This is a genomic window from Candidatus Planktophila sp. (assembly GCF_044348745.1).
Taxonomy (GTDB): Bacteria; Actinomycetota; Actinomycetes; order Nanopelagicales; family Nanopelagicaceae; genus Planktophila.
Genome location: NZ_JBIKSG010000055.1, coordinates 1 through 23,619, shown reverse-complemented (window position 1 = coordinate 23,619; position 23,619 = coordinate 1). Strand labels below are relative to the sequence as shown.

At 46.6% G+C, this 23,619-nt stretch carries 15 protein-coding genes; 12 read left to right on the top strand and 3 right to left on the bottom strand.

Annotation, left to right across the window (positions count from 1 at the left end; all coding sequences use genetic code 11):
- The first annotated feature begins 197 nt into the window (after positions 1-197).
- Positions 198-1,409: a hypothetical protein gene (locus AC9UH7_RS06265; protein ID WP_509596302.1), complete on the top strand. Its 1,212-nt coding sequence runs from the start codon at positions 198-200 to the stop codon at positions 1,407-1,409.
- 129 nt (positions 1,410-1,538) lie between these two features.
- Here the strand turns inward: AC9UH7_RS06265 and AC9UH7_RS06260 are convergent, their stop codons facing one another.
- Positions 1,539-2,288: a tyrosine-type recombinase/integrase gene (locus AC9UH7_RS06260; RefSeq protein WP_509596300.1), complete on the bottom strand. Its 750-nt coding sequence runs from the start codon at positions 2,286-2,288 to the stop codon at positions 1,539-1,541.
- Between the two features lie 275 nt (positions 2,289-2,563).
- Positions 2,564-4,483: a hypothetical protein gene (locus AC9UH7_RS06255; RefSeq protein ID WP_509596298.1), complete on the bottom strand. Its 1,920-nt coding sequence runs from the start codon at positions 4,481-4,483 to the stop codon at positions 2,564-2,566.
- 137 nt (positions 4,484-4,620) lie between these two features.
- Here AC9UH7_RS06255 and AC9UH7_RS06250 point away from each other — a divergent pair, with 137 nt between their 5' ends.
- The 7 genes from AC9UH7_RS06250 to AC9UH7_RS06220 all read left to right on the top strand — a co-directional run bounded on the left by AC9UH7_RS06250 (position 4,621) and on the right by AC9UH7_RS06220 (position 13,635).
- Positions 4,621-6,285, top strand: a complete 1,665-nt coding sequence (locus AC9UH7_RS06250; RefSeq protein WP_509596296.1) for an O-antigen ligase family protein — start codon at positions 4,621-4,623, stop codon at positions 6,283-6,285.
- 68 nt (positions 6,286-6,353) lie between these two features.
- Positions 6,354-7,706, top strand: coding sequence for a ferredoxin reductase family protein (locus AC9UH7_RS06245; protein WP_509596294.1), 1,353 nt, complete (start codon positions 6,354-6,356; stop codon positions 7,704-7,706).
- 12 nt (positions 7,707-7,718) lie between these two features.
- Positions 7,719-8,318, top strand: coding sequence for a TetR/AcrR family transcriptional regulator (locus tag AC9UH7_RS06240; RefSeq protein WP_509596292.1), 600 nt, complete (start codon positions 7,719-7,721; stop codon positions 8,316-8,318).
- Between the two features lie 136 nt (positions 8,319-8,454).
- On the top strand, positions 8,455-9,447 hold the full coding sequence (locus AC9UH7_RS06235) for a hypothetical protein (RefSeq protein WP_509596290.1): 993 nt from the start codon (positions 8,455-8,457) through the stop codon (positions 9,445-9,447).
- A 190-nt stretch (positions 9,448-9,637) separates the two neighbouring features.
- A complete protein-coding gene (locus tag AC9UH7_RS06230) occupies positions 9,638-10,225 on the top strand; it encodes an FMN-binding protein (RefSeq protein ID WP_509596288.1) in 588 nt (195 codons plus the stop codon).
- A 17-nt stretch (positions 10,226-10,242) separates the two neighbouring features.
- A complete protein-coding gene (locus tag AC9UH7_RS06225; protein ID WP_509596286.1) occupies positions 10,243-11,004 on the top strand; it encodes an FAD:protein FMN transferase in 762 nt (253 codons plus the stop codon).
- On the top strand, positions 11,005-13,635 hold the full coding sequence (locus AC9UH7_RS06220; protein ID WP_509596284.1) for a hypothetical protein: 2,631 nt from the start codon (positions 11,005-11,007) through the stop codon (positions 13,633-13,635).
- Here the strand turns inward: AC9UH7_RS06220 and AC9UH7_RS06215 are convergent, their stop codons facing one another.
- Positions 13,636-14,562: an aldo/keto reductase gene (locus AC9UH7_RS06215; protein ID WP_509596282.1), complete on the bottom strand. Its 927-nt coding sequence runs from the start codon at positions 14,560-14,562 to the stop codon at positions 13,636-13,638.
- 55 nt (positions 14,563-14,617) lie between these two features.
- On the opposite strand from AC9UH7_RS06215, the gene AC9UH7_RS06210 reads away from it, so the two are divergent.
- From AC9UH7_RS06210 to AC9UH7_RS06195, 4 genes are all read left to right on the top strand, one after another.
- Entirely contained in the window at positions 14,618-15,520 is a 903-nt protein-coding gene (locus tag AC9UH7_RS06210) for a carbohydrate kinase family protein (RefSeq protein WP_509596280.1), read from the top strand.
- Positions 15,520-16,287, top strand: coding sequence for an aldose epimerase family protein (locus tag AC9UH7_RS06205; RefSeq protein WP_509596278.1), 768 nt, complete (start codon positions 15,520-15,522; stop codon positions 16,285-16,287). Before AC9UH7_RS06210 ends, AC9UH7_RS06205 begins: the two co-directional genes overlap by 1 nt.
- Before the next feature lie 9 nt (positions 16,288-16,296).
- On the top strand, positions 16,297-17,646 hold the full coding sequence (locus AC9UH7_RS06200) for a transaminase (protein ID WP_509596276.1): 1,350 nt from the start codon (positions 16,297-16,299) through the stop codon (positions 17,644-17,646).
- A 200-nt stretch (positions 17,647-17,846) separates the two neighbouring features.
- A partial coding sequence (locus AC9UH7_RS06195) for a beta strand repeat-containing protein (RefSeq protein WP_509596274.1) occupies positions 17,847-23,619 on the top strand: 5,773 nt, incomplete at its 3' end.

Sequence of the window (23,619 nt, the reverse complement as noted above, 5' to 3'; positions counted from 1 at the left end):
AAGCCCGGCTCTCTCGCAAGAGGGGGCCGGGTTTCGGCTTTCTAGGCTCGAGCCTAGCTCTCGCTGCTTTTGCCTCTGTCGTTAGACTAAAGTGCACTCGGTGAAGAGACTTGCGCTAACTTAGAGGTGATCTTCTACCTTTTGCCTTGACATTCACTAGTGCCACACGAACACTAGGATAGAAAGAGGTGCCAACAATGAAGAAGTTTGTAAAAGTTGCATTATCCGCAATTTCATTCTCAATACTTGTGCCTCTTAGTCAGGCTGAGAGTGCTACTGCTGACGATACTTATGAGCGAATCTGCTTAACTCAGGGTTGGACTTCCTGTGGCGAGTGGACTATCTATGATGCAAGTGGGGTCGAAAAAAATAGAGTTCTTGGTCCAATAAGTGATTCTTCTACGGTAACTACTCAAAGTGATACTTCTACAGTAACCACGCAACCTAACAGCGCTTTGATTGAATTGTGTGGAGTAAATATGTGTGGTGGTGGCCTCGGAGGGTATGCGGTTCTAACTAGAACCTATTCCCCACCAACAGCAGCTGAATTAGCAGCAAGAGCAACCGCAGCAGCAGGCATTCTAGGTGGGTATGCGGTCGTTCACACAGATGGGCACGTTTGTGGGGTAATTGTTGCATCAAGCAATGACCCATTTGGCAATGGTGGGACTATGGCAACGGAATATATGGGCTGTCCTGCAGGAAGTAGAATAATTTTTCAAACTAAAGCTTCAAGTTCTGGAAATGTTGCGGGCTGGCATGGCCTCAATGTTTTTTACTTCAATGGAGTCTTTGTTCTGTCGAATGGCACAACACTTTCTGGAGGAATTGCAACGGATCCAGATGGACGAGTATGGGACACCGGGTCAGGTGTGACAATTAAAGCTGGGACTGTCACTACCTCTACCGTCACTACGCAAAGCGATACCTCTACCGTCACTACGCAAAGCGATACCTCTACCGTCACTACGCAAAGCGATACCTCTACCGTCACTACGCAAAGCGATACCGCTACCGTCACTACGCAAAGCGATACCGCTACCGTCACTCCGCAAAGCGATACCTCTACCGTCACTACGCAAAGCGATACCTCTACCGTCACTACGCAAAGCGATACCGCTACCGTCACTACGCAAAGCGATACCGCTACCGTCACTACGCAAAGCGATACCGCTACCGTAGATACTGAATTGCTATTTTCTGAAGCGCGAGTGACTCCCAAAGGTGTTATTACCGCCAACCAAATGAGCGCTACTGAACTGAAAGCCAAGCAAAAAGTAGTAGCAAAGGCTGCGGGAACTAAAGTCGCCTCAAAGAAAACTGCTATCACCTGTGTCAAGGGCAAACTAACCAAGAAGGTTACTGCGGTGAAACCTAAGTGTCCAAGTGGGTACAAGGTAAAGAAGTGACAGACTGATATCGGATCTATGTATCAGATTTTGGAGCTTGCAAGAGTTGTGGGCGAGTTTATTCCTTAGCTCCCCAATTCAAGTCAACCTAACTCGCTCTCGATGGTTTTAATTCTTTTTAGGCCTGGCTTAGAAACCAGCGGCTTTACTTAACAACAATCCAACTTCATCAATTTCATTATCAAGTACCTGGGTATAGATACCCATTGTTACTCGCGGATCAGAGTGGCCCAGTAATCGTTGGGCGGTAGTTACGTGAACACCTTGTTGCTTTAACAAATATGCGTAGGTGTGACGTAGTGAGTGAATATCAACACCATAGGGTTTTAAGACCTTACGCAGGGTCTTAGGGCTCTTAGGAAAGACAATGAAAGGACTTACTAGAGGCACAGATCTAATGCCTGCCTTGCTCTTTGTCTGACCATGAACAGATTTATTAATCCATACTCGATCATCCCGGATGTCCTCAACAGTTAATGCAACAGCTTCAGACCAGCGGAGTCCATGTAGGGCTAGGAATCTGACTTGCGGCCCGTACTTACCAAAGGAACTTGTTGAAACCTCATCCCACGTTAGAAACTCACGGGGTTTAACCATAATTTTAGGCCCAGATACTCCATGGGCAGGTGATGCCTCAACAATTTCTTGAGCTAACGCTTCCCGGAACACAGTTTTAATTACAGCTAATGACATCGCAGATGTTTGCGGAGGGAGCCCAAAGATAGTGCGCTGTATATCTAATCGCTTGATCGTAGCAATCTCACGGTGGGCAAGGGTAGGAAAAATGTGTAATCGCAGCATAGAAAGATAGGTTGCACGCGTCTTATGACGAATTGGCAAGCTGTCAACAGTCTGCATAGCAAAACTTTCAAACAACACTATTACCCCTTCTCATTTCAGTTTCGAAATCAAAAGGAGTTAGCTCAAATTTTATAATGACGTACTCCCGAGATTAACTCAATAAATTTTTAGAGTTCTTAGGCCTAACAAATAGTCAGAATGGTCAGATTGTTAAGACTAGTCACTAACTATTGTTTAAAAACCAGCTATCTCAATGAAGACATAACTGGTTTTTAAAACTTTATGTGTACCGGAGTTCGATTCAATTAAGAACCGAACTCCGGCCTCACATATAGATCAGTGAAGCTTTGGGCTTACGCCTTTACCTTCTTCTGGATCTTGATTACTAGGTTAGTTAGAGCTGTGATCTGCTTCTTTAGAGCATCGATCATTGCTGCAACTGATACTGATAGAGCAGCTACTGCATCAGCAGCATCTTGTGCTGCCGCTGTTGCTGCATCAGCTGCTTCTGCTGCAGCGTTAGCTGCATCAGTTGCTGCATTTGCTGCATCAATTGCTTCTGCTGCTGCATCAGTTGCTGCTGTTGCAGCATCTAGAGCGGCGTTAACAACAGTTGCCTTACCGAATGTTGCGGTAATTGTTGTTGCTGAAGCTGTACCAACTAGCTGCAAGTCACCTGTGATACCTGTTGGGATAGTTACAGTGTATGTAGCTGCTCCCGTGTTTAGTACCGCAAGAACTGTTGCAGCAGGTAGTCCTGCAACTGTGAAGTTAGCTGTAACTCCAGCAGATGAAAGAACTGTGTATGTACCAGCTGGCAATACACCTGCAGCGTTAGAAACAGTTGCTGTGATCTTTGCTGTTTCACCTGGTGCGTATGTGTCCTTATCGAATGTGTATGCAACCTTAGTTGCTACGCCATCGCTTACACGAACTGCTACAGGTGTTGAAGAAACTCCTGTAGTAGCTGTTGCAGATGAGTTAGTTGTAAGTGTGATGTTTGCTGTACCTGCAGCAACTCCGACAAGGTTACAAGTAACCAAACCAGTCTCAGTTGTAGTACCGCATGATGTGTAGCTGTTGCTGATAGCTGCAACAGTGTCAGATACTGCATAAACAGTAGCTCCACGAACTAGTGTGCCGCTTTCATCCTTTACGAGAGCTGTAATTGTTCCTGTGTTTGTTGCAGCTGCAACAATAGGATTATTTACAACTGTTGGCGTGATTGTCTTGGCGTTACCAAATGCGGTTGCTGAAACAGTAGCGATTGTTGTAGTTCCAGATGTGATAGTAACGGTGATCTTGCCTGGAGTTCCGTCAGTATTGACAACAAATTGCTTTGTCAAACTTCCTGGAGTTCCAATAGCAACGCCAGTTACTTCATAAGCAACCTTAGCTGGGGCTGAATAGTTAGTACCGTCGAAAAGTGAAACTGATCCAGGACCAGAAACCACGTAAGTTAGGTTTGGTGCTTCTGCAGCCAATAACCCAGCACCAGCAACGGTAGAACCATTAGAGAGTTCTATTTTGCCAAGGAGGCAACCTGCACCCTTTCCAAGGTCTGCGTAGCATGTCGCGCCACCTGCAGTATTAAGTGCTGCTGTTGTTGTAGCAGTGAAATCATTTTCACCATTACCCCAAAGCCCGCCTGCTGCATTTCGGTTAGTAGATCCATCCCAGTAACCATATGCATAGCCATAAACAAGTGTTGAACCAGCTGTGTTACCAACTGTTGCTGCTGTAGCAGCAGCCTTAGCTACTACAACAACTGTCCATGTGAGTGCTGCTACGTTAGTAGCTGCACCTGATGGTGTAAGTGTGTATGTATATGTTCCAACAAGCGTTGGTGACACAGTTAGCTTTGAACGTGTAGACACAAGCTTTGGAGCAGCGCCTGCAACACCAACAACAGCTGTTGGTCCTGAGTTAGTCACGTTTGAACCACCTGCTGAACCACCTGTGTAGGCAGTTGCAGTATCAATGTCTGAGAAAACAAGGCCAGCTGCAGAAGTAATCTGAGTTACTGTTGCTGCTACTGGATATGTCTTTAGCGCAGCTGTTACGGTGATTGAGTCAGACGCAGCACCGAAGTAACCAGCTGTTGTTAGGGTTACAGTAGCTGCAGACCCCGTCGTGATAGTAGTTGTTGTCGCTGAGAGCGTGATGGAGTCGCCTGCTACAACTGCGCTTGAAGGCGCAACTGACATGACACCAAAGCCCAAAGCAGCAACTGCTACAAGCGCGATGCGCTTGATAGTTGTCTTTGTAGACATTTGTTTCCTTTCGATTAGTCGGTTCTCGGACGATCCGAGAGCCGGCTGTGGGTAATAAGTGCCTTCTCATATGTCATGAGAGGGTCTTTTCCAACTAATCGGGGCTAAGGAATTAGTATTTGGCCATGAATAGAGGCATGGCCGAGTCATTTATCCGCAAGTACTTTATTTATGGGATTGCCGCTGTCTCAATGATTGTGGCCCCGAGATTAATCCTTGACCCAATAAATGCTCCAAAAATGCTTTTTCTCTTTATTCTGAGTACGGCAGGGATATCTTTGATCTTGCCTCACCTTGGTTTTTACTTCAAAGGCAAGGCCAAAGTCTTATTGATATTTACCGGGGTATATATCCTGGATCTTTTGCTGATTCTGCTTCTGGCAGATGCGGATTTTGGGCAACAGATATTTGGAACTTTTGGTCGCAATAATGGCTTGTTGGCTTATCTTGGATTGATTTTCGTTTTCCTTCTAGGCGCACTGACTTCAAATGAGTCTTTAATCAAGCGATTCTTACTTGGCTTAGTTTTTGTGAGCATAGTTTCAGGTGTGTATGGAATCTTGCAATCGATGAAGATAGATCCCGCTGGTTTTGTGAGTCTCTATAGCCCAGCGATTGGCTTTCTTGGCAATCCCGACTTCTTCTCTGCTTTCCATGGACTAGCTTTGATTGCAAGCCTTGCTATGGCAATTGTGATCAAAGAGAAGAACAACCTTCGATATGTCTATATCGTTTCCTCTCTTCTCAATATTTATGCCCTTAAAATTGCAGGTGCAAAACAAGGCGTGTTAGTAGCAGTTATTGGTATTGCATTTGTGATTGTCATTCTTGCCTACCAGCGGAGCAAAGTTCTGGGTTACTCATTGACCTCTGTCGGCTTTGTTGGGCTAATTCTTGTTGCTCTTGGACTGATAAATAGTGGGCCGCTTGCCTCAATTATCTATAAGAGCTCCCTTGAGGCTCGCGGGTATTACTGGGGCGCAGCGTGGAAAATGACTGTAGATAGCCCATTTATTGGCATTGGGCTCGATAATTTTGGATCCTGGTATCGCAGGGCGCGATCAGAAGGGGCTTTCCAGTGGCTACCCACCCAGGAAACCAACGCAGCTCATAATGTTTATTTAGATTTCTCGTCAAATGGTGGATTTCCTTTCTTACTGCTTAATCTGTTTTTAGTTGTCTTAGTTCTGTATTCCTTCCTGACTATGGTTAAGAAAACTGAGAAACTTAGCCCTTACTACATTATTGGTTTTTCAATTTGGGTTGCCTTTCAGGCACAACTTCTCATAAGTATTAACCAAATTGGTAACGCGGTATGGGGCTGGGCACTTGGTGGAATATTGCTTGGCTATAGTTGTTTCACAGGCGATCTTGCAAAAACGGAGACTGCGGCAAAGACCTCTAAAAAGAAAAATGTTCAAAAAAGTGAAGTGTTGCCTGCCTCTGATCTTTTGCGCTTAACTGGTGGCGCCGTGCTGGCGCTTGTGATTGCGTTTCCATACTGGAACAGCGCCGTTAACTTTCAGAACGCTATCGAATCTCAAACTATTGAAAAAATTGAGCAAGCAGCGATTCAGCAACCATATGACATAGTAAGAATGGTGGGCAGTGCTCGTGTTTTAAAGGACAATAATTTTGTCGAGCAGGCGCGGGAGATTTTGGAGTTAACAGTTCAAACCTTCCCTGACTCTTATTCAGCCTGGGAAGAGTTATCAAAGTTGCCTGATACACCAGATGCTCGAATGAAAGAGATCAAAGTAGAGCTCTTAAGGCTTGATCCAAGAGTGGTTCCTGCTCCTTAGTTTCAAATTCGAGAGATATCTCCGTTTGCGCTCACCTGGTTCTCAGGTATCTGCGGTGTAATCATCCCATGACGCAGCCAACCCGCATTTATAAGCATTCTTCGGCGGGCACCGACTGGGCGGCGTTGCTGCTCGGCGGCGGGCTGGGGCTGACCTTGGCGCTGCAATTAACCACTGTGCGGCTTAGTGATTTCAATGGCTTTTATGCAGTCGTGGTTTCGATTAGTCGATTAGCTGCCTTGGTCGGCACCTACTTTGCTGTCGTTGGGATATTTCTCGTTGCTCGTATTCCGTGGGTTGAAAAAGGTGTTGGCCATGATCGCTTAGTTACTTGGCATCGCAAGTTAGGGCCGTGGTCTTTATATTTGATTGGCATGCATGTTCTTTTTATCATCGTGGGTTTTGCAGGACAAGATTCAATCCCACTCTATAAAGAGTTGTGGCAGTTTCTAACCTTGTATGAGTGGATGTGGTTTGCACTTGCTGGTTTTTTCTTAATGATTGTGGCAGGAGTTACTTCCTATAAGAAGGCCAGAGCAAAGATGAGTTATGAGACATGGTGGATGGTTCATGTGTTGACCTACTTTGCTATGGCGGCCTCATTTATGCACCAAATTGTTAATGGCTCTATGTTTGTTGGTCATCCACTCAATCGCATTTATTGGATTGGGTTATATGTATTGATGGCGGTAGCAATTGTTTACTGGCGCTTCTGGGTTCCTTTCTATCGATCTATGAAAGTAAATTTAAAGGTTGAAAAAGTTGTCATTGAGGGTCCTGGAGTTGTCTCTGTGATTATGAAAGGTAGCAACCTTCATCACTTAGCTGCCCAAGGTGGGCAGTTCTTTGGTTGGCGCTTTTTAGCAAGAGGACATGCGTTGATGTCACATCCATACTCTTTGTCGGCTGCGCCGACAGAAAAGCATTTGCGAATTACAGTTAAGGATTTAGGGGATCATTCACGCTCCCTAGCTTTTCTAAAGCCTGGCACACGTGTCTTTGTTGAAGGACCCTATGGTGCTTTCACAGCAGGGCGCAGCACCCAACCTCATGTGGTGTTAGTGGGCGGAGGTGTGGGAATTACGCCTATTAGAGCGATTATGGAGGAGCTTGCAGGTGGCGTGCAGATGGATGTGTTATTCCGTGCCTCTAAAGAAGAAGATCTAGTGCTGAAAAAGGAAATGGATTACTTGGCAAATAACAGCGGTGGATCAATCCGCGTGCATTACTTAGTGGGATCACGCAAGAACCATCCCATGGATGCTGATTCACTCAAAGCACTAGTGCCACAGTTTGCAGATAGCGATATTTATATTTGTGGACCAGAGCCGTTGGTCAGTGCTGTGCGAAAAGCAGCAGAGGATTTAGGCGTGCCCAAGAATCGTTTTCACGATGAGGCCTTTGCTTTTCACAAAGAGTAGTAAAGTTCTTAAATGGAAAACGGTCTCCACAAAACAAAGCAACAATTAATTCAAGTGACCTCTGATTTAATGGATGAGGTCGCTCTCGAAGAGATTAACGCTGCGATGGTGCTTGAGCGTGCTGGTGCCTCAAAGAGCTCGATGTATCACTTCTTTGAAGACTTTAGTGATTTACTGGAAGCCACTTTCTTATATCGCTTTGGTGAAACTGTGAAAACCTCAATTTATGTGATTGAAAAAATCATTGCGAGCTCAACAACCAAAGAAGAGTTTTTCGTTGCACTTGATCGGCTCACTGCAACGACACAGGCACGCGAGAATGAATCTATTCGCTTTATGCGAGCACGACAGTTGGCTCGCAGTGAGCGTCATGAGAGCTTTAGAACTTCATTAGGACAATTGCAACAGCAGTTGACCGATGCTCTAACCCTGGCATTTGAGCAGGCGCAGGAAAAAGGATTTTTAAATAAGAGCTTTGAAGCCAGAACTGGTGCGGTCTTTATTCAGGCCTACACACTGGGCAGAATCGTTGATGACATTACGACTACCCAAATGAATGATGCCGACTGGGAGAGGTTGATTGGCCGGATTGCTCGTGAGGTGTTGGGGTAGCCTAAAAAGGATCAGGAGTGGGATTTAGACTAATAGTCCAATGCCTTATACAATGTGCCTATAAATTAGCCCACACTTGAGTCTTTTCGAACCCTCGCGAGATCAAGGAAGTGCTCGGAGACTTAAGGGAATACACATGTTAAGAAAAATTACATCAATTCTGAGTGCCGCCGTTTTGGCAACAGGAATTTCAATTGCGACTGCTGCGCCGTCATCGGCAATCACTATTTCAGATGGCAGCACAGTTTCATTGGTAAGCACCGCCGCATCGATGACAAGTTGCCAAACTACACTTACATCTATTTCGGCCACGACTCGTGTGCGGAATTGGACCTCTGGCGATAACATCGATTTTTCATTTGTTGGCGCTGCTAGTTTTGTATGGGGTTCTGCACATGATGCTGCATTTACACAGGCTCTAATTAATGCTTCAGGTACACGAGGGACCTTCACGCCAGTAACTGGCACGACTTACACTTTTTATCGTTTACGAGAAGGAACTACAAGTGCTAACTATTTCTGTCGTCCTGGCGAAGTTAACTTACTGGTTAATGGAACTGATGCAATAACAGGATGGGTAGTTAGCCCAACAACTTTCTTTACCTCGGGAGGAAGCGTTGGATCATCAAATGCGGCAGCACAAGCCGCGGCTCTGGAAGCTGAGCGAGTGCGCCAAGTAGCAATTGCTGCTGCACAGGTTGTATTGCAAGGCCTACTAAAGGGTGACAAGCCAGGAACAATGGCTCAGTACAAAGAAGCAGATTTTATGGTTTCATCTGAGGCAGCTCTAGCGCGCGTTAATGCTGCACTACTGAAGTTGCCAGCTGATCTGCGTGTGAAGAATGAAGAGATTGCTAAGGTAGTAAAGATTGAAAACTTGGTAGACCAGATTTCAACTACCGCTACGCAAAAGCAGGTAACTGTCACACAGCTGATTGCAACTGGTTTCCTTGCTAAAGAAAACAACAATAAGTCGATCTTGACTTATTTGTTGAAGAATCGTGATGCATCTTCATTGGGTTCTAAGGAAAACATTGCAGCAGTAATTGCTGAAGAAACTGAAGCGATTAAGGCACGTGCAGCTCGTCTAGCTGCCATTAAGGCAAAGATCGCAGCACGCAATAAGTAAGTTCTAAAGCAAAGGGCAGGTTGGGCGAATATGCCTGACCTGCCTTTTGTATTTCAGAGCCACAGCAGAAGAACTCTGCGTCCGCTTTGCGGGCGTTCTCAGAAAACCTTCAGGTTACTAGGCTTGTATAAAGGTGTTGGTCTTCTCGAGGGAGATTCACACACGGTGCATAACGAAGTGAGGGTATGAGATGAAGCGGGCGTTGCTAATAGCAGGAGGCACTGTGGGGGGCCTTGGTGCTGTGTTGGCGATTACGCCACCTCAGTTATCGACTACCAGCTCGATTAACATCGCTGGCGGTACTGCAATTGGAACGACTGGAACTAGTTCTTCAGCGTCTGCTTCATCATCAACCTCTTCATCAGCTCCAGCAAAGAGTGCAAAGCCTGTGGCAACAAAGAAGGCAACAGCTGGTGCAACAACTCAGCCAACTGCTTCACAGAGTGCAACTGCCACTGCATCTGCTGCAGCAACACAGACAACAGCACCTGTTACAACAAGTATTAAAGATGGAACATATACCGGTCCAGTAACCAATGTTAATTATGGAAATGTGCAGGTAAAGATCACCGTTTCCAATGGCAAGATTACAGATGCTGTGGCGGTGAAGGCACCTAAGGGTAAAAATGATAGATACACAAACATGGCGGTGCCTATCTTGAAAGCACAAACACTTCAGGCACAGAGTGCAAATATTCAGGGAGCATCAGGTGCTTCATATACAAGCTATGGCTGGTTTAAATCATTACAGGGAGCCCTTGCCGACGCAGGTTTCTAAGCGGGTAGGGTTGTCGAGTGAATCACTTACGCGAGCAGATTGCTGTGTGGGGAACAATTGTGGATGTGGATTGTTATTCACAGTTTGTCAGTGATGCAGATTTAAATCTGGCAATGAAACAAATAACTGATTTTTGTGAAGCAGTAGATCGAGATTTTTCAACCTACAAAGAGGATTCTTGGATTACACGGTTGCGCCTAGGAAAAGTTGCCATCGAAGATTGCCCAGATGATGTCATTGAGGTTTGGGATTTGTGTGCTCAAGCAAAGTGGTTAAGTGATGGGGCTTTTGACCCTTGGGCAGTTAAAGGTGGCTTTGATCCTTCTGGATTAGTAAAGGGCTGGGCTGCAGATAAGTGTGCAGATATGTTGGTTGCAGCAGGTGTGCCACACGTGCAAGTAAATGCTGCAGGAGATTTAGCGTTGCGCGGTGGCTGGTTTGATTCAGCTGCCGAAGAAATAAAGCCCTGGTCTATTGGTGTTGTCAATCCTGAGAACCGGATGGAAGTTGTGAAGGTCTATGAGATTACAGATGGTGCCATTGCAACCTCTGGCACCTATGAACGAGGTGCACATATCCGTGATCCCCACACGGGTTTGATCGCTATTGGCGCAGCCTCTGCAACTGTTGTTGGTGCTGCGGGGTGGCTATGCGATGCCATGGCAACTGCCGTTATGGTTGGCGGTAGTGATTGCGCCCCATGGTTTGGACAACCTGAACTTCAGGGGTATCAAGTTTTTGCAGTTAATCGTCATGAAGACACAGCGTGGGAGATATAAGTGAAGTTGATTAAGAATCGAGTAGTTGCAGTACTTGCGCTGTTCTTTGCACTTACCTCTCTTGGTCTCTCCCCTGCAGTTGCAGTTGATGTGCGAGTCATTGATATCGTCACAGTAACCTGGCCTGGTGCTGCTGCACCACCTGCTAATGGAAATAAAATTGCTGAGTTGATCAATACACAAGTCAATGCTGACTGGAAAAAATTCACCACTCTCTATGGTGATACCAGTGATCGAACTATTTCATTCACGGCCGGAAAGGTGCTTCAAACACCTATTTCTTTAACCTCAAAGATGCCTTGTTCAGGTATTGCTTCCTCTACCTTTTTGGATTCGATTCAGCCTGAAGCATTTAGAAAACTAGGAATAACTGATTACAGCAAGAGGTACTTGCTCATTGTTGCTCCTAAAGCAGGCTGTGTGTGGTCAGGTCGAGCAGAGTTGGGCGGCCCCCGAAGCACTAATGGAAACATCGTCCTTCATGACAGTGAATCATCTTTTGTTATTACCCATGAATTAGGACATACCTTTGGGCTTGGACATACAAACTTTTTGCGATGTGACAGTGGTGAAAGTGATGGACCTTGGGGAGAAGGCTGCAAAGCAGTTGAATACGGGGGAACTATCGATGTCATGGGAAATGTTGACACTAGCTCTCCCCTGAGCACCTATCACCAATGGCGCATGGGATATCTAGATGATTCACAGATCAAACAGGTCTGGCAATCAGATGTGGTAAATCTTGCACCAAGTGATTTTGCAAAAGGTATTCGCGCAATTTATGTGAGAGATGGAAAAGCTGCCTATTGGGTTGAGTATCGTCGCAAACTTGAAGGTGTTGGCTATAAACCAGGGTTAGCTATTTATCGCATTGATCCACCACCAGCTTCTGCTGTCATCTCTCCCAATACCGAAGATGAGACAAGTGAATTTAATTCACTCCTTGGTACTGATGTGTGGATGCTTAATTTAGATTCCTATATTTACCGTGATTCACGAGCAGTCTCTGGATCGATGACTGGACTATCTGCAACTACCTACAACGGTAAAATTTCTTTTAGCGCTGTTGCTTCTGAAACTGGCGCAGTTGTCACAATCAAGCGGACTGCAGATACAACGCCACCACCTGTGCCTGTTGTTATTCCTGCAACTCAGTGGAGATCACCGGGTATGTCTATTCTAAAAGATGGCAACGAAGATGTTGATACCGCAATCGTTGGATTTGAATCTCAGATAGATGGAAAAATTGCCCCACTCAAAGCCGCAGATGTTGAGAATTGGAAGCCAACCTACCTGTCCCCCTTTGTTGCTCCAAAAACAGTGTATTTAAAGGACTTACCAGAGGGCAGCTATAACTTCTCCATTCGTGCCATTGATAAAGAAGGCAACAAGAGTCAGTGGTCAAAAGAGGAAAAGGTAGTCATTGATCGCGGCTACCCAGTTGTTACCAATAACTTTGTGGTTAATAACGCTAATGCCAATGAGGTAACTGTGGCCTGGAAAGGTGCCACAGATGCTGGAGCTGGAATTTGTCAGGTCAGTGTTGTTGATGAGGATGGACTAGTTATTCAAGGCTCATCAGTTAAAAACGCCCCGGCATTTACTGTGAAAAATGGTGTGGCTTTAACTGGCACAGCTCAAGTCTTTGACTGCGTGGGTAATGGACAAAGCGGTGATTTAAGTATTTCAAGTAGTTTTATTACCGCTTCTAAATCTTCGCGCACCGGCAAATGGACGCCAGCGCCAGCATCATTTGGAGTTGGTGCATTAAAGTGCACCGGTAAATGCACCGCGTCACTTACAACATCAGGAAGATTTGATGTGATTGTAGGGTCAGGTACCGCCACAGTTGCAGTCGGTGGAAAAACTCTAGGGACTGTAAGTGAGAGCAAAGCTAAATCTTTAGCAACAGGTGGGTCTTTTGATATTGGGGCCGGCAAGAAAGTTGTTCGGATAACTGGAAGTAACTTTGTTTTAGTTGGCTTATCTTCTGTTTCAACAACCCTTGGAACTTTGACTGAGATCGATAGCCCACCAGTTGTTCAAGACTCATCACTTACGGATGCCAAACAAGCAAAGCTAGCCAAACTTGGTTTTAGAGCAGAAGACTTCAGCCAAGAGTGGAGTGTGTTGCCCATGAGCGGTGGCACAACTTTGATTGATCCATCTCTTGATCTTTGTAATGGCAACTTTCCTTCTGAAAAAGACCGGACAGAGCGCCGCCAGGTCCTGGCTCTTAAAGAAGGCTCTCCCTTCTCATTTCTATCAACAGAGGTTGTTAAGTACTCATCTGTTGCTGCAGCAACTGCTGCCCAAAAAGAGCTGGTAAAGGTTTTGGCACAGTGCCAGATTGATAAGGGATATCGGGATACAACAGGGACTCTTGTTCCTTATGATTTTAAGATCATTAAGAGCATCCCAGCTGGGGTTGTTTCAGAGGGCAACAGAGTCTTTGTCCATGCAGTGATAGATACAGAAGATCGCAGCAGAACATTGCTCGGCTTCTACCAATTCAATGGTGACATGATGACTGGCCTCTATGTGCTGAACACAAATGGTTTCAGCGATGCTCAAGTAGCTAAGTGGCTCAATGTTGCTGTGACTATGGCCAAGCGGTTACAAGAAAAGTAGTTAAGCAGATATTTCGTTAAGCCTTAAAATCTCATCGGGAGTCAATTCAACAACTTGAATGATTTCTTCCAATTGCGCCACTGTGCGAGCTGATGCAATAGGTGCACTCACCGTTGGTTGAGCGCGAAGCCAACCAAGTGCGATTGCTGCTAGAGGTGCGTTGTGGGCTTGTGCAATCTCATCCATGGCAGATAACACTGCGTAGTTTTTATCGGTTGTGTATACGAGAGCAGCAGGGCGCTTTGAATCAACCTCGGTAACTCCTGGACGATACTTTCCAGTTAAGAATCCGCGAGCAATGCCATAAAAAGGAATATTAGAGATTCCAAGTTCGGCCACTGTTTGAGACATTTCAGCCTCGTAGGTGGTGCGATCTACCAAGTTATAAAGATCTTGGACTGCGATATAGGAAGGCAAGTTGTAATCTTCACTGAACTTAATTGATTCCCGAACGCGGGCTGGTGTGAAGTTAGAGGCTGCGATGTAACGGACCTTGCCTTCAGCGATCAGTTGGGCATATGCACCAAGAGTTTCTTCCAGTGAGACTGTTTCATCATCTGAGTGGCTGTAATAGAGATCGATGTAATCGGTTTGCAAACGATCTAGGGATTCTTCACAGGCAGCCACAATATTTTTAGCTGATAACCCTGGTCTGCGATCCATCTTTGAAACCTTGGTTGCGATCACCATATCTGCGCGGTTGCCGCGGGATTTCATCCAGGAACCAATAACTGATTCTGATTCACCGCCAACATGTCCTTCAACCCACTGGTTATACATATCTGCCGTGTCGATGAAGTTTCCACCATGGCTGCGATAGGCATCCATCACTAGGTGGGACTCTGCCTCTGTGGCAGCAGCGCCAAAGATATTGCTGCCGAGGCAGAGTGGATGAACTACGAGGTCGGACTCTGGAATAGTGATCATGAAGGGCAGATTAAGGCACAATTGAGCACATGACCACTGGAGCAGGTGAATTTCTATGAGCATCTGGGTGTGCGGTGAGGTTTTAATAGATATTTTGCCAATTGGTCCTGTTGTTGGCGGTGGGCCAGCAAATACTGCAAAAGCCCTTGCTCGGTTGGGATATGAAGTCGATTTTATTGATGGGATTTCAACAGATGCTTTTGGTGTGAGCGCTCGCAAAGAATTGGAGCGAGATGGGGTTGGGCTATCTCTTTCATTAAGTAGTGAGAAACCAACCTGCACCGCCACAGTTACTTTAGATTCACATGGCTCTGCCAGTTATGAATTTCTGATTGATGGCACCGCCACCTTTGATTTCTCACATTCTTGGTTGCCAGATCCAGAACGATTAAAGCCATCGGTGTTACACATCGGAACCCTGGTAACAATCGTGGAACCCGCAGCAACGGTTTTATATGAATGGGCGATAAAGACAGGAGAGTTTGCACCTATTGTCTTTGATCCCAATGTGCGCTCATCTGTTGTGGGAGATAGAGATAAATATCGCGCAGCTGTTGAAAAATGGGTTGGAATTTCAAGTGTTGTGAAGCTTTCAGATGATGACATCTCTTGGCTATATCCAGATCAATCGATGGATGAAGTGGCAAAGGGTTGGATTGCAAACGGTGTCTCACTGGTTGTTATCACTCGTGGCGCTAGTGGAATCATTGGCTATACCGAGCATGGTTTTGAAGAGATAGACGGGGCCAAAGTAAGCGTCGTAGACACGGTTGGGGCCGGTGACACCGTGGGTGCGATTGTGGTTGAAGGCATTATCAAACACTCAGTTAATGGCCTAGCAGGACAAGTACTGAACGCCGTCCTACAGCGCGCAGCCATAGCTGCAGGAATTACAGTTTCACGTGCTGGCGCTCAGCCTCCACGATTGCACGAATTAGTAGAAGCGTTGGATGCATAATGCAATTTATTGATGATGCTGAATTTCAAATAGCAATTGATGATGACAATGGCGCTCGCATTACCTCCCTTAAATGGCGGGAGAATGAGTTTGCTGTTCCCTTCAGAGGGCAGGTTCATTCATCGGGTTGGTATGCGATGGCGCCTTGGGCAGGTCGGATCAAAGAAGGTCTGATTACCAACAGCACAGGCCAACAGATTCAACTGCCAGCAACTATTGATCCACCACATGCACTGCATGGTTTTGGGCTGATTTCCTCTTGGCAAGAAATTGGTCCTGGCCGCTCGCTCTTGCATCTGCCATCACCATATGGAAATGCAACGGTTGAACAAAGAATTGAAGTGCTAGATGATGCGATTCGCTGGTCACTGGAATATGACGATAATGGTTGTGATCTACCGGCCTGGCTTGGTTTTCATCCTTGGTTTGCCCGGGATCTAGAACGCGGCGGAAGCGCAGAAATTGAGTTTGAAGCAACAGAGATGTTGATTCGTGGCAGCGATGGCATTCCAACGGGAGAGCGCTCTAAACCAACTCCGCCACCTTGGGATGATGCCTTTACCGGCATCAAAGGCACCCCGGCTGTCGTTTGGGAAGATGTGGCACGGATATCTATTGAATGCGATGCCCCTTGGTGGGTTGTTTATTCTGAGGACTCTGATGGGGTTTGTCTGGAACCACAGACAGCGCCCCCTGATGCGCAAAACTTAGGAATTACCGGCGAGAACTACATCGAAGCGCTCTTTGTGTTTGAATCACTTGAATAGGATCTGTCCATGATTAATCGCGACCGTTTAGCTGCTCTTCGAAAAATTGAAGATGAACGCTTTTTAGCACTACACCCAAAAAGTGGTGAGCTCTTTAAAAAAGGTCAAGTGAACATGCCTGGCGGAGTTCCTATGTCATGGATGGCTAAGTGGCCAGGGGCATACCCAATCTTTATCGACCAAGCAAAGGGTGCACGCTTTACCGATGTTGATGGCAATACCTATATTGATTTTTGTTTAGGTGACACCGGGTCGATGACAGGGCATTCACCAGATGCAACAGTTGCCGCCATTAGAGAGCAAGTCGGTAAAGGAATAACAGCGATGTTGCCGACACAAGATGCAGCAATTGTTTCTGCAGAGTTAGCCGGCCGCTTTGGATTGCCACTCTGGCAGTTCACGGTCTCTGCCACAGATGCCAACCGCCACGTGATTCGCTATAGCCGCATGATTACAGGGCGTTCAAAGATTGTTGTGATCGATCGCTGCTACCACGGCTCAGTCGATGAAACCTTTGCAACCCTAGATGAGAGCGGAAAAACAGTAGCCCGCGAAGGAAATATCGGTGCTCCCGTTGCCTTGGATCAGACCACACGAGTAGTTGAATTCAATGATATTGCTGGCATGGAGCAGGCTTTGGCTCAGGGCGATGTGGCAGCGATTTTGATGGAACCTGCCATGACAAATGTGGGAATCGTTTTGCCACAAGCAGGCTACCTAGAAGCTGTTGCTGAATTAGCACAGAAATACGGCACGATTTTGATTATCGATGAGACCCACACAATCTCTGTGGGTCCTGGTGGAATGACTGCAGAACGTGGCTTAAAGCCAGACTTTTTAACTATCGGTAAAGCAATAGGTAGCGGCATTCCAACCGGAACTTTTGGGATGACTCAAGCGATTGCAGACAAGATCAAGTCAATGGTTGAGCTAGAAATCATCGACACTGGTGGAGTCGGTGGAACTTTGGCGGGTAATGCGTTGTCATTAGCTGCGATGCGTGCAACGTTGACACAGGTTTTAACTCAAGAAAACTTTGATCGCATGATTGATTTGGGAAGCCGTTGGTCAGATGGCGTGGATGCATCAATTGATGAGTTTGATCTGCCATGGTCTGTTAACCGACTTGGCGCACGAGGCGAATACATATTCGGCAAGGTCGCTCCGGTAACGGGCGCTGATGCCAATAACGCTGGGGATTTCGAGCTAGAGCAGTACATCCATTTGCGTATGTTGAACGATGGCTTCTTAATCACGCCATTTCACAACATGGCGCTGATGTGCCCGGATACAACTGCCGCCGATGTGGATGCCCATACAAAGGCTTTTCACACAATGTGCGCGGAGCTAGTTTCTTAAAGTAGGGCTTTAATTCTTAAGGGTTTTTGGGCGCAAAACCAGGCCTGAAATCACCTGCGCCACGCTCATTTTTGCTTGGCGGGGGTGCGTTACGTGGACTAATGTTCCATCAATTCGGGCAAATCCTGGTTACAAATCGGGTATTTGTCCTTCGGGCTAGACGGGAACACACGGGGATGACTGCTAATCGCGCTACTTTCATGCGCAAAGCCCGACGTTTCGTCGCCTCATTTATTCCTTTAGTTTTAGCGGTTTCAACGCTTTCGGCAATTTCAATTGTCACTGCGCCAACTGCTTCCGCGGCGCAAGATGCCGAATGCATTATTGGCTCTAGCAGCAGTTGTCCTGCTACTTCTCCCCAAGAAATCTTTAACCTTTACGGAACAACCACGGATGGCTCTTACTGGCTCAAAGTGAACGGTCAGGCAAGAGAGACATTTCTTATTATGAACTCGTCAGCACCCGATGGCGGCATGTGGTTTCTTGGCATGAAAGCACCAAAGGGGTCAACCACTTTCAAAAACGATTCTACTTTTTGGACAAACCAAACCACGACCACGGGCACCACAAGTCTTTCAAACGATGTAGCAGCAGATGCAAAGTTTGATGCATTCAATTACTTACCTGTCGTGAAAATAGTTGCTGTCTTTAGAGATCGAGATTCATTTAACTTCAATGCATCTGGATCAGGTGATTTGGGTTCTAACAATCGATTTGCTGGACACACCTGGCAAGAAACAATTTCTGAACAAAGTATGTTCACACGGTTCACAACGAACCAAAATCTTGTCGATCAGAATGGAAATCAGTCGACTTACAGAACGCGAAATACATTGTTACGCGAAACTGATTCATCTACTGGAAAACTAGTGTTTCCCTATCAAACAGGTTGGTCGAGATACGGTTTTAATAACACTTCGGCATATGTGTATCGATGGGGCGTTACTTTCAACAACGAAACTAGTAACGGTTCAAATGATACGGGTAGTGGAATTGGTATGGCTGATTTTTCAGCCGCAGCGCAAGTAAGTTATTCAGATGGTTCTACTGTCGGACCTAATGCCTCAACTCCGTCGGGAGTTTCTAATCCTGGTACATATGTTTACCCCTCAGGTTTTCAAATATGGGGCAAAACCCCAAACCCTTCCCTGGCCGCCCCCGCATCACTCGCAGCTTCGATTCCTGCAGCGGGTCAGGTAAATCTTTCATGGGCAACATTCTCTGGTGCTACTGATTATGTTGTTCAATACAAGACAGCAGCAGCATCTTCCTATAGCAACTCTTTCCGTGTATCTGGACAAACAACTGCAAGCATCACGGGACTAACAAGTAGCACTTCATATAACTTTAGAGTTTTTGCACGCACCGCTACAAATTCGACAAGTTCGGCAAATATTGGGAACAGCACAATCACTGCAACCCCGCAAACAACCCCAGGCGCCCCATCAATAACTGGCATAACACCCGGAAACATGACACTCTCGGTTGCATTCAATCCACCATCGACTGACGGCGGAGCAACAATTACAAATTACCAATATTCAACCGATGGTGGTTCAAATTGGAGAACGAGAGATTCGGGTACAACTGCGTCACCTCTTGTCATTAACACTACTTCAGCAGCAACTCCTGTGACGCTTACGAATGGAACTACTTACAACGTTCAAATCCGCGCTGTGAATGTAGTTGGAAATGGCGCGGCAACATCTTCTACAACCGGTACACCAACCTTCCCAAGTTGTTCACCAACTGAGAATCCATCACCGCCAGCTGGATTTACAGTTTTAACTTTTACAAATGCAACAACTTGTAACTGGAGCGTTCCCGCAGGCGTAACAGTCGCTCAAGTATTAGTTGTTGGTGGCGGTGGCGGTGGCGGTGGTGCACACGACAATGCTGCTTCAGGTGGTGGTGGTGCTGGATATGTTTACGCTAATTCATCGTTAAGTATTTCAGGGACCATTTCAATTGTGGTTGGCGCAGGGGGTACTGGTGGTGTTGGTGTAACGGGCGGTTCGCCCCAGAACGGTAATTCCGGCGGTAATTCAACTTTTGGTTCGGTAACGGCGCTAGGTGGTGCTGGTGGTTTTGGAGGTTATGAGTCATGGACTGGCTCTTGTCCGACTTTCACCACACCAGTTAAAGGTGGCACTGCTGCCACGCCAAGCCAGGCTGCAACTGGTGGCCAAGATGGTTGTTTCAATAGAAACGGCTTCGGTGGCGGTGGACAAAGCCCGACACAAAACCAAACTGGAGGCGCAGGACTTGCAAACTCGATCACAGGCACATCAGTAACGTATGGAACTGGTGGAACTGGTGGAACAGACAATGCAGACGTAACGCCCTCTGCGCAACCTTCAAATACTGGAAATGGTGGAACAGGCGCTGCATCGAGAGCATCTTTTGGTCGAACAGGCGGTACAGGAGGAAGCGGTGTAGTAATCGTCAGGTATGCAAATGGCGGCGCAGCAGGTGCAGCAGTTACAACACAACCATCCGGAGCCGTTAGTCGCTCAGCTCTGACAACTCAACCTGTAATTCGTATCGTTGATGGAAATGGCATAACAATTACATCATCAACGGTCAACGTTGTGGCATCTATTGCCTCTGGAAGTGGCACATTATCTGGAACCACAACAGTTGCTGCAGTCAATGGAATTGCCACATTTACAAACTTGGTGATTACTGGAACGGGGAATCACACACTTACTTTCACCCCAACATCACTTGCAGCAGCAACATCAAGTTCATTTTCAGTTTCTGAAACGCCGATCACCGCTAACGCGCTTACATCAAAAGTGACAGCACCGGTCAGGGCCGCAACACCTTTAACAACTGCCGTGGATGACACTCAATTCACAGGCACTGTCGCCTGGTTTGAAAGCAATGGAACAACTGCTGCGCCATCTACATTTGCTGCCAATACTGTCTATGTCGCAAAGGTGACACTGACTGCAAAAACTGGTTACACCTTGACCGGGTTAAGCGGAAGTTTTACCTATACGGGCGCTACTTCAGTTAGTTACTCATCCGGAGTTGTCACCATAACTTTTGCTGCAACAGATTTAGCTCCCCGTACTATTTCATTTGCTACAACTGCATACAACAAGGCCTATTTAGAAACACAGATAGTGTCAGCAACCGCTTCATTGGGTAGCGGAACGGTCACATACTCTGTGGGATCTTCCACTGCCTGCACCGTTAATGGGAGCACCGTAACAATTTCAAGTGGAACTGGAACCTGTTTAGTAACTGCATCTGTGGCTTCAGATGGAACATATGCATCAGCTACCACTACTACGCCTGTGACCATAACTGTAAGCAAAGCTGTATCTACAATTGGCTTGTCTGGCGGAACGTATACCTATACGGGGTCAGGGTTAGGTCCAGATTCAGCAACTACCTCGGGTTCAACAGGAGCAGTTACTTATGCTTATGCTGGGCGTGGATCAACAAGTTATGCAAGCTCAAGTAATAAACCGACTGCAGTTGGAACGTACACAGTAACTGCAACATTGGCAGCGGATACTAACTATGCATCGGTTGCTACAGCTGCACAAAATTTTGAAATTACAAATGCAGGACTGGTTGTTACCCCAACGATCAGTGCATCTTCAATGACTTACGGAACATCTGGCGGTTCACTTCCTACAATTTCTTATACAAAGAATCCAGACATTTCATTAACCACAAACCCAACGTGTGCTTTGTATTTAGCAAGCGATACAGGATTTGTGACTGTGCAAACTCTGGGATCGACCTTGGCTGCAGGTTCATACGTAGTCCGCTGTGCTGGTGCTGCGGCAACAAATTACACAATCTCTTATGGCACGAACCCTAGTTTTACTGTCACTAAACTTGATATCACCTTGACCGTTGGTAATCCTGCCTCAACTCCTTACACCGGATCTTCTGTATCTGTAACTAACACATTCACGCGAACTTCAGGAACACTCGCAGGATCAGATGCAATCTCTGGCATGACTTATACATATACATCTGCGGGTGGGTATAACTCAACGACAGCTCCTACCGCAGGTGGCAATTACACGATCACAGGTTCAAACGCGACATTTTCTACAGGAAGTGCAAGCAATTACACGATTACATATGTTGCGGGAGCTTTAACAATCACCACAGCCACACAAACTGTAACTTGGGCACCGAATACGAATTTACTGACAACTGATTCACCTGCAACTCCTTCTGCATTAGCAACCGCACTTGGATCGGCAACTATTTCTTATGCGGTAACAAGTGCTGGAACAACTGGGTGCACAGTTAACTCTTCGACGGCAGTTCTGACCTTTACTGCAGCTGGAAATTGCCAAGTAACGGCGACAGCTGCAGCAACTTCAAACTACGCAACTGCAAGCACAGCTGTGACCTTTGCAATCTCTATTCCTACCTATGTAATCACTTTGGCAGCCGGAACAAATGGTTCTGGAAGCAACCAAACCCTCACTAAGACAAGAGGCGTAGATTTAACTCTGCCAAATTCAGCAACTGCAAATGGATACTTCACGCGCACTGGTTATTCTGTTACGGGTTGGTCAACAACTAATCTTGGAAGCCAGACACATGCACTTGGAGGATCATTTACTACAGAGGCAGCTACAACTTTGTATCCAGTGTGGACCCTAGTTTCTTGTTCACCAACATCATCAGTCGCAAACGGTTACACCATTTATAGATTTACAACAGTTGGTACATGTACTTGGACAGTGCCAAACGGTTTAACTAATGTTGAAGTACTTGCTGTTGCAGGCGGTGGCGGTGGTGGTTATTCATATGGCAACACAGGCGCTGGTGGTGGCGGTGGTGGTCAAGTTAAAACTGGCACGGCAACACTTGGTCCAACACTTGAAGTAACGGTAGGTGCGGGTGGTACCGCAGGAACTCTTTCTACCGGTCGCGGTGGTAGTGGTGGAAATTCGATCGTGTCATCAATTACAGCTCTCGGTGGAACCGGTGGTTGTGGTGTTGCATCCCCAAGTTGCTCTGTAGCAAGCGCTGCAACTGCATCAGCTGCAGCCAACGGTGGTGCAGCTGATCAACCTGTGACCGGTTTTTCCTGGAAACGTGGCAGGGGTGGCGGTGGAAGCTCTGGCGTTAGAGGAACAGAAACAGGTGGAGATGGAACCGCTTCTGATTACTCAGGAACTTCGACTAGTTATGGCGCAGGTGGTAGTGGTGGTTCAAAACAAGATTCGTCAGCGAATATTGTCGGTACCACAGGAACTGCAAACACCGGTAACGGTGGTGGTGGAGCAGCGACAGGTACCTCCAGTGACAGTGATTCATCATTAGGCGCTAATGGTGGTGCAGGTGGCTCCGGCGTTGTTGTAGTCAGAACCGGAAATACTCTCAACATCACGTACGACGCAAATGGTGGAAGCGCACCGAGTGGTGGCGCAGCAACGACAATTACAGGTGGCACAATCTCAAGTCTTGCCACCACATCCCGCACTGGTTACACATTTAGTGGTTGGTTTACGGCAGCAAGCGGTGGAACTCAGATCACAACCAGCGCAGCTCATACCCGAAGTGCAAACTTCATTCTCTATGCACAGTGGAGCGGTAATTCGTTAACAGTTACTTACGATTCCCAAGGTGGCAGCGCTGTAACTTCAGGATCTGTAAATTCTGGAGCAAACATTTCCGCGGCACCAACAGCACCAACAAGAGCTGGCTACACATTAAGTGGCTGGTCGACAACATCAACAGGTTCAGTTGTGACTTTTCCATTTGCACATAACCAAACTGCAAACTTCACTTTGTTTGCAATCTGGAGCGCCAACGCCTTAACAGTTACCTATAATGCAAAAGGTGGAACTACCGTCAGCGATGGCACGGTTAACACCGCTGCAAGTATTTCAGCAGCACCAACCGCGCCCACTCGCACTGGGTACACACTTTCTGGTTGGTCAGCAACTGACGGCGGAACTGTAGTTACATTCCCATATGCACATG